The sequence below is a fragment of the Kitasatospora sp. NPDC050543 genome (assembly GCF_044457565.1).
Lineage (GTDB): Bacteria > Actinomycetota > Actinomycetes > Streptomycetales > Streptomycetaceae > Kitasatospora.
This window is the reverse complement of record NZ_JBITGZ010000009.1, coordinates 273,865-285,476: the sequence shown is the minus strand read 5'-3', so window position 1 is coordinate 285,476 and position 11,612 is coordinate 273,865. Positions and strand designations below refer to the sequence as shown.

At 72.5% G+C, this 11,612-nt stretch carries 9 protein-coding genes; 6 read left to right on the top strand and 3 right to left on the bottom strand.

The window, feature by feature from the left end; genetic code table 11:
- Positions 1 to 559 precede the first annotated feature (559 nt).
- Both ACIBH3_RS14830 and ptsP read left to right on the top strand, forming a co-directional pair.
- The gene (locus ACIBH3_RS14830) at positions 560 to 1,009 is read left to right on the top strand and encodes a PTS glucose transporter subunit IIA (protein ID WP_396312337.1); all 450 of its coding nucleotides are present in this window, start codon (positions 560 to 562) and stop codon (positions 1,007 to 1,009) included.
- A gap of 190 nt (positions 1,010 to 1,199) precedes the next feature.
- Complete coding sequence (gene ptsP / locus ACIBH3_RS14825) at positions 1,200 to 2,870, top strand: phosphoenolpyruvate--protein phosphotransferase (protein ID WP_396312336.1); 1,671 nt, start codon at positions 1,200 to 1,202, stop codon at positions 2,868 to 2,870.
- Between the two features lie 94 nt (positions 2,871 to 2,964).
- Here ptsP and ACIBH3_RS14820 read toward each other — a convergent pair whose 3' ends face one another.
- From ACIBH3_RS14820 to ACIBH3_RS14810, 3 genes are all read right to left on the bottom strand, one after another.
- Positions 2,965 to 5,001, bottom strand: coding sequence for an acetoacetate--CoA ligase (locus ACIBH3_RS14820; protein ID WP_396312335.1), 2,037 nt, complete (start codon positions 4,999 to 5,001; stop codon positions 2,965 to 2,967).
- 164 nt (positions 5,002 to 5,165) lie between these two features.
- Positions 5,166 to 5,714 carry an NUDIX domain-containing protein gene (locus ACIBH3_RS14815; RefSeq protein ID WP_396312334.1) on the bottom strand — a complete coding sequence of 183 codons (549 nt, stop codon included), beginning with the start codon at positions 5,712 to 5,714 and terminating at the stop codon, positions 5,166 to 5,168.
- Positions 5,715 to 5,761: 47 nt separating this feature from the next.
- Entirely contained in the window at positions 5,762 to 6,730 is a 969-nt protein-coding gene (locus ACIBH3_RS14810; RefSeq protein WP_396312333.1) for an NUDIX domain-containing protein, read from the bottom strand.
- 194 nt (positions 6,731 to 6,924) lie between these two features.
- On the opposite strand from ACIBH3_RS14810, the gene mmuM reads away from it, so the two are divergent.
- From mmuM to glpK, 4 genes are all read left to right on the top strand, one after another.
- Complete coding sequence (gene mmuM / locus ACIBH3_RS14805) at positions 6,925 to 7,950, top strand: homocysteine S-methyltransferase (RefSeq protein WP_396312332.1); 1,026 nt, start codon at positions 6,925 to 6,927, stop codon at positions 7,948 to 7,950.
- A 163-nt stretch (positions 7,951 to 8,113) separates the two neighbouring features.
- On the top strand, positions 8,114 to 8,878 hold the full coding sequence (locus tag ACIBH3_RS14800; RefSeq protein WP_396312331.1) for an IclR family transcriptional regulator: 765 nt from the start codon (positions 8,114 to 8,116) through the stop codon (positions 8,876 to 8,878).
- 360 nt (positions 8,879 to 9,238) lie between these two features.
- Complete coding sequence (locus ACIBH3_RS14795) at positions 9,239 to 9,958, top strand: MIP/aquaporin family protein (RefSeq protein ID WP_396312330.1); 720 nt, start codon at positions 9,239 to 9,241, stop codon at positions 9,956 to 9,958.
- A gap of 98 nt (positions 9,959 to 10,056) precedes the next feature.
- Positions 10,057 to 11,598 carry a glycerol kinase GlpK gene (gene glpK / locus ACIBH3_RS14790; protein ID WP_396312329.1) on the top strand — a complete coding sequence of 514 codons (1,542 nt, stop codon included), beginning with the start codon at positions 10,057 to 10,059 and terminating at the stop codon, positions 11,596 to 11,598.
- The last annotated feature ends 14 nt before the right edge of the window (positions 11,599 to 11,612 follow it).

Here is an 11,612-nt window from a genome sequence, read left to right as displayed (position 1 = left end):
CCCGGACCGAACGGTCCAGGCCGGGGATGTCAACATATCTGGCGTTGACTTTTGGCACGCTGTTGAGTTCTCAAGGAACGGACACTTCCTTCGAGCCACTCTCGTGAACTCTCCGGGCGCTTCGCTCTTTCGTGTCCTCAGCCTATCAGATCCGTTTACCCGGTCTTAACCAGAGCTTTGCGTTTCCGACATTCGGAGTTCACCATCACCTCGCGGCGACCTGAGCAACGATAGCCCGTCCTGGGCGTTGCGCCTAATCGAGCCGCACCGGGGTCACCCACTCGGGCCAGCGGTGAGTCGGTTCGACCCCTCCGCACGATGGTCCCGGCTCGCCCGGATGCCGTAGAGTTCGGCGCGTCGACCAAGAGGACTAGACCACTTGCGACCGAAGGGCAGTCGCACCGCCGCTCCGACGACTCGGCACGGGCAGTTGCGGGGCCGCCGGCTTCGTGCGCTGGTATGTCAGCAGATGTCCGGAGTTGACATAATTTAGGCTTCAGCCGATGCCTGCCGCTCCCTGCGGCCGCACGGTGTACTGCGCATTTGGGAGGCTCCAACCATGACCACTGTGACGTCGCCGCTGGCCGGCCGCGCCGTTGGGCTCGCCGCCGTGCCCGACCCCGTCTTCTCCGACGCCATGGTCGGTCCCGGCACCGCGATCGACCCTGTGCGTCAGCCCACCGAGGCCGTCGCTCCGGTGGACGGTGTTGTCGTCTCCATGCACCCCCACGCGTTCGTCGTGGTGGACGCCGACGGTCACGGTGTACTGACGCACCTCGGGATCGACACGGTGCAGCTGAACGGTGAGGGCTTCGAACTCCTGGTCAACAAGGGGGACACCGTCACCCGTGGCCAGGCCGTCATCAAGTGGGACCCGGCCGCGGTCGAGGCGGCGGGCAAATCCCCGATCTCGCCGATCGTCGCGCTCGAGGCCACCGCCGACGCGCTCGGCGATGTCCGGGAGGACGGGGATGTCGCCGCCGGCGACGCCCTGTTCAGCTGGAGCTGACCGCAGCACCCCGCCAGGAGCGGCCATCACCTGCCCCGCCTGGGCGGTGACGTGACTCCTCGCCCTCCGCCCAGGCGGGCATCTCACCCGGCCGTTGTACAGATCCCATGACGGACAAGCCCCCTGCCCGGCACTCAAGGACAGACGGAACGTAGTGGTCCGCCAAGAGTCGGGTGAAAGGAATCGGAAGATGGAGAAGACTCTGCGCGGCGTCGGCGTGAGCCACGGGGTCGCGATCGGCCAGGTACGGCACATGGGGACGGCTGTCCTGGAGCCGCCGGCCACGCAGATTCCGACTGCGGACGCGCCTCGCGAGCAGGCCCGGGCCCAGGCCGCGGTGGACGCGGTGGCCGCCGACCTGATCGCGCGCGGCAACCTCGCCGGCGGCGAGGCACAGGCCGTCCTCGAGGCGCAGGCGCTGATGGCCCAGGACCCCGAGCTGATGGCCGACGTCCAACGCCGGATCACCGTCGGCAGCAGTGCCGAGCGGGGCGTCTACGACGCGTTCGCCGCGTACCGGGCACTGCTGGCATCGGCCGGTGACTACCTGGCCGGGCGGGTCGCGGACCTGGACGACGTGCGCAACCGGATCGTCGCGCGGCTGCTGGGCGTGCCGATGCCGGGTGTGCCGGACAGCGACGAACCGTACGTGCTGTTCGCCCGGGATCTCGCGCCGGCCGACACCGCGCTGCTCGACCCGACCCTGGTGCTCGGCTTCGTGACCGAGGAGGGCGGGCCGACCAGCCACAGCGCCATCCTGGCCCGGGCGATGGGTGTGCCGGCCGTGGTCGCGCTGCCGGGTGCCACGGGGGTGGCCGAGGGTGTCGTGGTGGCCGTGGACGGCAGCACCGGCGACGTGCTGGTGGAGCCGTCGCAGGAGAAGCAGGACAAGCTGCGCCGGGTCGCCGCCGAGCGCCGGGCGGCGCTGGCCTCCTCGTCCGGGCCGGGGCAGACCTCGGACGGGCACCGGGTGCCGCTGCTGGCCAACGTGGGTGGTCCGGCGGACCTGCCGGCCGCGCTGGAGAACGGTGCGGAGGGCGTAGGGCTGTTCCGTACCGAGTTCCTCTTCCTCGACGACTCGGCGAAGGCGCCGAGTGAGGAGAAGCAGGTCGAGGCGTACCGCAAGGTGCTGGAGGCGTTCCCCGAGGGCCGGGTCGTGGTCCGGGCGCTGGACGCGGGTGCCGACAAGCCGCTGGACTTCCTGACTCCGGCGGACGAGCCCAACCCCGCGCTCGGTGTGCGCGGGCTGCGGACGCTGCTGGAGAACCCCGGCGTGATGCAGACCCAGCTGCGGGCGCTGGCGAAGGCCGCCGAGGGGCTGCCGGTGCACCTTGAGGTGATGGCCCCCATGGTGGCCGACCGGCAGGACGCCAAGGCCTTCGCGGACGCCTGCCGCCAGGCGGGGTTGCAGGCGAAGTTCGGGGCGATGGTCGAGATCCCGTCGGCCGCGCTGCGGGCCCGCGCGATCCTCCAGGAGGTGGAGTTCCTGTCGCTGGGGACCAACGACCTGGCGCAGTACACCTTCGCTGCCGACCGCCAGGTCGGTGCGCTGGCGCGGCTGCAGGACCCTTGGCAGCCGGCGCTGCTGGACCTGATCGCGTTCTCCGCCGAGGCCGCCCGGGCTCTGGGCAAGAGCTGCGGCGTCTGCGGTGAAGCCGCCGCCGACCCGCTGCTCGCGTGTGTGCTGACGGGTCTGGGTGTCACCAGCCTGTCGATGGGCTCGGCGTCGATCCCCTACGTCCGCTCGGCGCTGGCCAAGTACACGCTGGCGCAGTGCCGACGGGCCGCCGAGGCCGCGCGGGCGACGGACAGCGCCGCCGAGGCGCGGGCCGCCGCGCAGCAGGTGCTCTCGGGCGAGTAGTCGCCCGGCGGGACGGGTGAGGCCGAAGGGTCTGCAGTGGAGGGGTGCTCCCACCGAGGGTTTCGGGAGCATCCCTCCTCTGTTGTGCCGGGGGTCAGCCGCGGCGGTCGCGGCCGAGCTGCTCGAAGAAGCGCAGGTGGTCGAGATTGTCGACGGAGCCCGGGTTGACGGCCTGCTCCAGCGGGGTGCCGGAGAGCAGACGCTTGACCGGGACCTCGATGCGCTTACCCGTCAGGGTGTGCGGCAGGCCGGTGACGGCGATGACCTCGTCGGGGACGTGGCGGGGGGAGAGCTGTTCGCGCAGCGAGGTGCGGATGCGGGCGCGGAGGTCGTCGTCCAGCTTCGCACCGGGGGCGAGGACGACGAAGAGCGGCATCCAGTAGCCGCCCTCGGCCTCCTCCAGGCCGATGACCAGTGATTCGGCGATCTCGGGGAGCCGCTCGACCACCTCGTAGATGTCGGAGGAGCCCATCCGGACGCCCTGACGGTTCAGCGTGGAGTCGGAACGGCCGTGGATGATCACCGTGCCGCGCTCGGTCACGGTGATCCAGTCGCCGTGGCGCCAGGTGCCCGGGTACATCTCGAAGTAGCTGTCACGGTAGCGCGCGCCGTCGGGGTCGTTCCAGAAGCCGATTGGCATGGACGGGAGCGGCTTGGTGACGACCAGCTCGCCGACCGCCTCGACCAGCGGGCGGCCCTGGACGTCCCAGGACTCGACGGCCGCGCCCAGGCAGGGGGCCTGGATCTCGCCGAGGTACACCGGGAGGGTCGGGACGCCGCCGACGAAGCAGCTGCAGACGTCCGTGCCGCCGCTGACGGAGGCGAGCCAGACGTCCTCCTTGACCTCGTCGTAGATCCAGCGGAAGCCGTCGGGTGGCAGCGGCGAGCCGGTGGTGCCGATGCAGCGGACGGCGGAGAGGTCGAGGTCGCGGCCGGGGTGGAGCTCGGCCTTGCGACTGGCGATGACGTACGCGGCGGAGGTGCCGAGCACGGTGGCGCCGGTGCGGGCGGCGACGGACCACAGGGCGCCGGTGTCGGGGTGGCCGGGGCTGCCGTCGTAGGTGACGATCGTGGATCCCACCAGGAGGCCGGCGATGAGGAAGTTCCACATCATCCAGCCGGTGGAGGTGTACCAGAGGAAGCGGTCCGCGGGGCCGAGGTCAAGGTGCAGGCCAGCCTGCTTGAGGTGCTCCAGCAGGATGCCGCCCTGGCTCTGGACGATCGCCTTGGGCAGGCCGGTGGTGCCGGACGAGTAGAGCACCCAGAGCGGGTGGTCGAAGGGCACCTGCTCGAAGACCGGCTCGACGTCGGCGGCGATGAGGTCGTCCCAGTGCAGCGCGCCGTCGGGCGCGGGCGCGCCGAGCAGCGGGACGTGGACGACGGTCCGCAGCGAGGGGAGCTCGCGGCGCAGTTCGGCGACCACGTCGGTGCGGTCGTGGTCCTTGCCGCCGTAGTGGTAGCCGTCGACGGCGAACAGGACGACCGGTTCGATCTGCTGGAGACGGTCGAGGACACTGCGGGCGCCGAAGTCGGGGGCGCAGGATGTCCAGACGGCGCCGACGGCGGCGGTGGCGAGCAGGGCGACGGCGGCCTGCGGGATGTTGGGCAGGTAGGCGCCGACGCGGTCGCCGGGGCCGACTCCCTGGGCGCGCAGGGCGGCGGCGAGGGAGCCGACCTGGCGGCGCAGCTCGGCCCAGGTGAGGGTGACCGGGCGGTCGGTGGTCTCGTCCAGGTGCAGGATGGCGGGCTGGTCGGCGTGGGGGCTCGGCGCGCCGTCGGGGGCGGGCTCGCCGTGCCGCAGGGCGTGCTCGGCGTAGTTGAGGCGGGCGCCGGGGAACCAGCGGGCGCCGGGCATGGCCTGGTCGGCGAGGACGGCCTCGGGTGCGGTGGAGAAGCGGATGTCGAACCACTCGGTGACGGCGGTCCAGAAGCGGTCGAGGTCCTCGGTGGACCAGGTGTGCAGGGCCGCGTAGCGGGCGGCGGCCTGGTCGTCGCCGGTGGTGGGCGCGAGGGGGGCGGCCGGGGCGCCGTGGTGCTCGACGGCCCAGGCCTGGAAGGCCGTGATCTGGGCGGCCGCGGCGGTGGCGGGGTGGGGCCGCCAGAGCGGCTGGTCCTGGGGTGGGGTGCTCACGTTGGTGGTCTCCCGGCCGAAGGATGGGGACGGGGAGTGCTGGTGGCGGGCCCGTCCGAGTGGCGCTGACGGTGCAGACCCTGCCATGTGATCGTCCCGTGCGCCAGGGTCTGCCTCGCGCGCGGCGTCGGTGGCGGGGTGGAGGGGGGCGGGTGCGCGGCGGGTCAGAGGTGGGCGAACTCGCCGGAGGACCATGAGCGCAGGACGCGGGCGTGGGAGGGGAAGACGAGCGGGGTCGCGGCGTCGGCGAGCTGCCAGCCGTCGGTCTCCTCGGTGGGCTCGGACGGGGGCAGGTCCGCGAGGGCGCGGGCGGGGAGGAGAGCGAAGAGGAAGAGGAAGCGACCGGCGGGGTCGGAGTCGATGGCGGCCAGGGTGACGTCGGCGGGGTCGGCGAGGATGCCCGTCTCCTCGCGCAGTTCGCGTACGGCGCCCTGCTGCCAGCTCTCGCCGTAGTCGACGTAGCCGCCGGGCATGGCGAGTTCGCCGTAGCCGGGCTCGATGGTGCGGCGGATGACGACGAGCTTCTGGCCGCCCTCGGGGAGGTCGACGGGGAGCACGGTGACCGCGACGGGCAGCGGATTGCGGTAGCTGATCTCGGCACAGCCGGGGCAGGTGCGCGGCCAGGCGACGGTGCCCGGCGGGTAGGCCGTACCGCACCAGTGGCAGTGGGAGTTCGGCCGGTTGGCCGCTCTGTCGGGCGCGTCGGTGGTCATGGGGTGGATGGTAGCGAGTTCGGGGCCGGCGGAGGGGAGCTCGGCGTTCAACGGATCTCGTCCTCGCGGGTGGGGCGCAGCAGGGCGGGGTGGAGCTGGTGGGCGTCACCGGCGCGGTAGTTGCGGGCGCGCGGGCCGCCGCGGCTGCCGCCGCGTTCGGTGGTGGTGCCGGTGCTCTCGACGAAGCCTGGGACGGAGAGGACCTTGCGGTGGAAGTTGCCGGGGTGGAGCTTCTCGTCCCAGACCGCTTCGTAGACGGCGCGCAGCTCGGGGATGGTGAAGTCGTGGCCGAGGAAGGCGGTGGCCAGCGGGCTGTACTCGATCTTGGCGCGGGCGCGGTCGAGCCCGTCGGCGAGGATGCGGGCGTGGTCGAAGGCGACTGGTGTGGGCGTGCGGGCCGCTTGGGCTCTCTCGGCGCCGTCGCCGTGGAAGCCCGGGGTGCCGGCGGCGGTGTCAGCGTCGCCAGCGTCGGCGGTGGGGTGGGCGCCGGCGCGCCCGTCGAAGCCACCCCCGTGGGTCTCGGCGGGCGCGCCGGCTGGTTCGGTGGGCCTGGGCAGGCCGTCGAGCGTGGCGACCGGGTGCCAGGCGGCCGCTGCGGCGTCGCTGCCGGCCTGCGGGTCGGGCAGGTCAGGTGCGAAGGCCAGGTAGGCGACGGAGACGACGTGCATCCTGGGGTCGCGCTCCGGGGCTCCGTAGCTGCCGAGCTGCTCCAGGTGCACCCGGCTGAGGGTGGCCTCGGCGTCGGCGGTGCCGTGCAGGCCCGTCTCTTCGGCCAGCTCGCGGGCGGCGGCCTCGTCCAGGCTCTCCTGCCCGGCGCGCAGGAATCCGCCGGGCAGGGCCCAGTACCCCTGGTATGGCGGGGCGGCCCGCTCGACGAGCAGGACGTGCAGGCTGCCGTGGCGAAGGGTCAGGGCGACCACGTCGACGGTGACCGCGACGGGTGCGTAGGCGTGCGGGTCGTACGAGGCGAGCCACTCCTGCTCGGCCGTGCTGTCCGGCGGCTGCTGCGGTGCCATGGCCCGGCTCCTCTCCATCGCTCCGTACTGCCCGCCCGGTCCGGTTCTTCTCGGGTTGAGTGCAACCTAGTACACGCCGGTGACAGCCCGCCAACGGTTTTCCGCCCGGGCCCCGGGAGGGGCGGCCGGAGGTTCTGCGGGTGCGGCGGCGGCGGACGTAGGGTGCGGCCAGACGTGATTCCCGAGGAGGCCCGATGTCCGTCGCTCCCCCGCCCGGTGGCCCGTCCGCCCGACCGGCGGACTTCGCCGCGGCGCTGGCCGCCGGGCCGCTGGTGCTGGACGGCGGCCTGTCCAACCAGCTCGCCGCGGCGGGGCACGATCTGTCGGACGAGCTCTGGTCGGCCAGGTTGCTGGCGGACGAGCCGGAGGCGCTCACGCGGGCGCATCTGGCGTACTTCGAGGCGGGCGCGCGGGTGGCGATCACCGCGAGCTATCAGGCGAGCTTCGCGGGGTTCGCCCACCGGGGCGTGGGCCGGGCGGGGGCTGCGCGGCTGTTGGGGCTGAGCGTGGAGCTGGCGCGGGAGGCCGCCGCAAGGGCGGCCGGGCCGGGGCCGCTGTGGGTGGCGGCCTCGGTGGGTCCGTACGGGGCGGTGCTGGCGGACGGCTCTGAGTACCGGGGGCGGTACGGGCTGAGCGTGGCCGAGCTGGAGGCCTTCCACCGGCCCCGGTTGGAGGCGCTGGTGGCGGCCGGCCCGGACGTGCTGGCGCTGGAGACGGTGCCGGACGCCGACGAGGGGCGGGCCCTGCTGCGGGCGGTGCGGGGTCTGGGGGTGCCGGCCTGGCTGTCGTTCAGCGTCGAGGGCGGGCGGACCCGGGCGGGGCAGCCGCTGGAGGAGGCGTTCGGGCCGGCGGCCGATGTGCCGGAGGTGCTGGCGGTCGGGGTGAACTGCTGCACGCCGGCGGATGCGGACTTGGCGGTGGCGGTGGCGGCGCGGGTGACGGGCAAGGCGGTGGTGGTGTACCCGAACAGCGGCGAGCGGTGGGATGCGCGGGCTCGCGACTGGGCCGGCGGGTCGACGTTCCGGCCGGAGCGGGTGCGCGGCTGGCTGGCGGACGGCGCCCGGCTGGTCGGCGGCTGCTGCCGGGTCGGCCCGGCCGAGATCGCCGAGCTGGCCGCCGAGGTGGCGGGCGCGCGCAGGTCGGGTGGCGCGGGCGGCGGGTCGGGTGTGGCGGGCGGCGGGTCGGGTGTGGCGGATACGGCCGGCACAAGGGGGGCATAGGGGGCGCGCGGGAGGGGTGTCCGGGGTGCGCGGGGGCACCTGAGGGGCGCACCGGGGGCGGTTCAGTGAGGGGGGAAGGTGCACACGGCCGCTCCGGCCTGGCAGACTCATGCCGTTACCACTGCGGTCGACAATGTCGACCGCCTGTCCGTGGAGGTATCCAATGCCCGGCCCGATCCAGTCGCTCTCCCGGGCCGCCGCGATCATGCGCCTGCTGGCCGGCGGTGAGCGCCGGCTGGGCCTGTCGGAGGTCGCGACGGCGCTGGACCTCGCCAAGGGCACCGCGCACGGGATCCTGCGCACGCTCCAGCAGGAGGGCTTCGTCGAGCAGGATCCGGAGAGCGGCAAGTACCAGCTGGGCGCCGAGCTGCTACGGCTGGGGCAGAGCTATCTGGACGTGCACGAGCTGCGCGCGCGGGCGCTGGTGTGGGCCGACGACCTGGCCAGGGCGTCGGGCGAGACGGTCTATCTGGGCGTGCTGCACCAGCGGGGCGTGCTGATCGTGCATCACGTCTTCCGCCCGGACGACACCCGCCAGGTGCTGGAGGTCGGCTCGATGCAGCCGCTGCACAGCACGGCGCTGGGCAAGGTGCTGCTGGCGTACGACCCGGTGGCACGCGGCGAGCTGGGCGAGGAGCCGCTGGAGGCGTACACCTCGCGCACGCTGACCGAGCTGGCGGACGTCGACGCCGAGGCGGCGCTGACCCGTGAGCGCGGCTGGGCCGGGGCGATCGAGGAGACCTGGGAGGGGGTCGCCTCGATCGGCGCGCTGATCCAGGACCGGCGGCGCAACCCGGTGGGTGCGGTGTGCATCAGCGGCGCGGTCGAGCGGGTCTGCGAGGACGGCTTCGTACGGCCCTCGCTGGTGGTCTCGGTGCGCAGCGCCGCCCGCGCGATCTCCCGCGACCTGGGCGCCGGGCGCTTCTGACGGGCCCTGCGGCCCCTGTTCCACCCTCAGTTCCCGGCGTCCGGCGCGGACAGGCGATCGCCTGTCCGCGCTTGGCGTTTTGCCCGAATTTGAGGCCATTCGGGTGCTACTTTCGCGGGAAGTTCATGATCCTCGCGAGTCATCGGTCACAGGAGTATCACCGGCCTTGACGCGGGACCGACGGGAGGGGGAAGCTTCCGCATGGCGGTCGACATTGTCGAACGGTGGCCGATAAGAATCGGTCTCCATCGCCAGGCCGCGTCCCCGGGACGGGAGGCGGCCGGCCCGTCCCGGTGTCCCCCCACCGCGACAGCACCCCCTCCCCCACCTGCTCCGGGCCATACGGACAAAGGAGTCTTTGTGTCCGCGTTCTCCAACGGCGACATCTTCGTCGGCGAAACCCTCGGCACCGCCGCCCTGATACTCCTCGGCGGTGGCGTCTGCGCCGCCGTCACGCTCAAGAAGTCCAAGGCGATCAACGCCGGCTGGCTCGCGATCACCTTCGGCTGGGGCTTCGCGGTCATGATCGCCGCCTACATGTCGGCCTCGAAGTCCGGCGCGCACCTCAACCCGGCCGTCACCCTGGCCATCGCCGTCAAGAGCGGCGAGTGGGGCAACGTCCCCCTCTACCTCGGCTCCCAGATGCTCGGCGCGATGATCGGCGCCGTCCTCGTCTGGCTCACCTACCTCGGCCAGTTCCAGGCCAACGAGGAGCCGACCCTGGGCATCTTCTCGACCGGTCCCGAGATCCGGAACCCGATCCAGAACCTGCTCACCGAGATCATCGGCACCCTGGTGCTGTGCCTGGCGATCCTCACCCAGGGCCTGAACGCCGACCTCGGCACCTCGGGCCTGGGCATCCTGATCGTCGCCTTCACGGTCGTCGGCATCGGCCTCTCGCTCGGCGGCCCGACCGGCTACGCCATCAACCCGGTCCGCGACCTGGGCCCGCGCATCGTGCACTCGCTGCTGCCGATCCCGAACAAGGGCGGCTCCGACTGGAGCTACGCCTGGATCCCGGTCGCCGGCCCCGTCATCGGCGGCCTGCTGGCCGGCGGGATCTACAACCTCGCCTTCTGAGCCCGCCACCCCGGGTTTGCCCGACGCCTGAGTGCGGGGACTGACCGAGCGTCAGGCCCGCTTCCCCACCGAATCCCTCATTCCGAGCCGAGGACCTCATGACCACGACTGGCACCGCCGCCGAGTCCACTGGCAACTACATCGCCGCGATCGACCAGGGCACCACCTCCAGCCGCTGCATCATCTTCGGTGCGGACGGCCGGATCGTCGCCGTCGACCAGCAGGAGCACAGCCAGATCTTCCCCCAGCCCGGCTGGGTCGAGCACGACGCCGCCGAGATCTGGACCCGTGTCCAGTCCGTGGTGCGCGGCGCGCTGGAGAAGGCCGGCCTGACCAAGGACGACATCCGCGCGATCGGTATCACCAACCAGCGCGAGACCACCGTCCTGTGGGACAAGAACACCGGTGAGCCCGTCCACAACGCGCTGGTGTGGCAGGACACCCGCACCGAGGGCCTGTGCCGCGAGCTCGGCCGCAACGTCGGCCAGGACCGCTTCCGCCGCGAGACCGGCCTCCCGCTGGCCAGCTACTTCGCCGGTCCGAAGATCCGCTGGCTGCTGGACAACGTCGAGGGCCTGCGCGAGCGCGCCGACGCCGGCGACATCCTCTTCGGCACCATGGACACCTGGGTCATCTGGAACCTCACCGGTGGTGTCAACGGCGGCAAGCACGTCACGGACGTCACCAACGCCAGCCGCACCATGCTGATGAACCTGCACACCCTCGCCTGGGACGAGAAGATCGCCGAATCGATGCAGGTCCCGCTGACGGTCCTGCCGGAGATCCGCTCCTCCGCCGAGGTCTACGGCACCGCCGTCGGCGACCTGGAGGGCGTGCCCGTCGCCTCCGCGCTGGGCGACCAGCAGGCGGCGCTGTTCGGCCAGACCTGCTTCAGCGAGGGCGAGGCCAAGTCCACCTACGGCACCGGCACCTTCCTGCTGCTGAACACCGGCGAGAAGGTCGTCAACTCCTACCACGGCCTGCTGACCACCGTCGGCTACCGGATCGGCGACCAGGCCCCCGTCTACGCCCTGGAAGGCTCGATCGCCGTCACCGGCTCGCTCGTGCAGTGGCTGCGCGACCAGCTCGGCATCATCTCCACCGCCGCCGAGATCGAGACCCTCGCCTCCACCGTCGAGGACAACGGCGGCGCCTACTTCGTCCCGGCGTTCTCCGGCCTCTTCGCCCCGTACTGGCGCTCCGACGCCCGCGGTGTGATCGCCGGCCTGACCCGGTACGTCACCAAGGGCCACCTGGCCCGCGCCGTTCTGGAGGCCACCGCCTGGCAGACCCGCGAGGTCGTCGACGCCATGCAGAAGGACTCCGGCGTCGAGCTGACGGCCCTCAAGGTCGACGGAGGCATGACCTCCAACAACCTGCTGATGCAGAACATCGCGGACGTCCTGGACGCCCCGGTCGAGCGGCCCTACGTGGCCGAGACGACCGCCCTCGGTGCGGCCTACGCGGCCGGCCTCGCGGTCGGATTCTGGCCGGACCTGGACACCCTGCGGGCCAACTGGCACCGCGCCGCCGAGTGGACGCCGCGCATGGACGACGCCACCCGGGAGCGCGAGTACAAGAAGTGGCTCAAGGCCGTGGAGCGCACCATGGGCTGGGTGGAGGAAGACGAGGAGAGCTGACCGTACAGCCGGTC

Excerpts from the sequence above, each read along its gene's own strand:
- ACIBH3_RS14830 (WP_396312337.1), top strand. The coding sequence starts at position 560 with ATGACCACTGTGACGTCGCCGCTGGCCGGCCGCGCCGTTGGGCTCGCC.
- ptsP (WP_396312336.1), top strand. The coding sequence starts at position 1,200 with ATGGAGAAGACTCTGCGCGGCGTCGGCGTGAGCCACGGGGTCGCGATC.
- ACIBH3_RS14815 (WP_396312334.1), bottom strand. The coding sequence starts at position 5,714 with ATGACCACCGACGCGCCCGACAGAGCGGCCAACCGGCCGAACTCCCAC.
- ACIBH3_RS14810 (WP_396312333.1), bottom strand. The coding sequence starts at position 6,730 with ATGGCACCGCAGCAGCCGCCGGACAGCACGGCCGAGCAGGAGTGGCTC.
- mmuM (WP_396312332.1), top strand. The coding sequence starts at position 6,925 with ATGTCCGTCGCTCCCCCGCCCGGTGGCCCGTCCGCCCGACCGGCGGAC.
- ACIBH3_RS14800 (WP_396312331.1), top strand. The coding sequence starts at position 8,114 with ATGCCCGGCCCGATCCAGTCGCTCTCCCGGGCCGCCGCGATCATGCGC.
- glpK (WP_396312329.1), top strand. The coding sequence starts at position 10,057 with ATGACCACGACTGGCACCGCCGCCGAGTCCACTGGCAACTACATCGCC.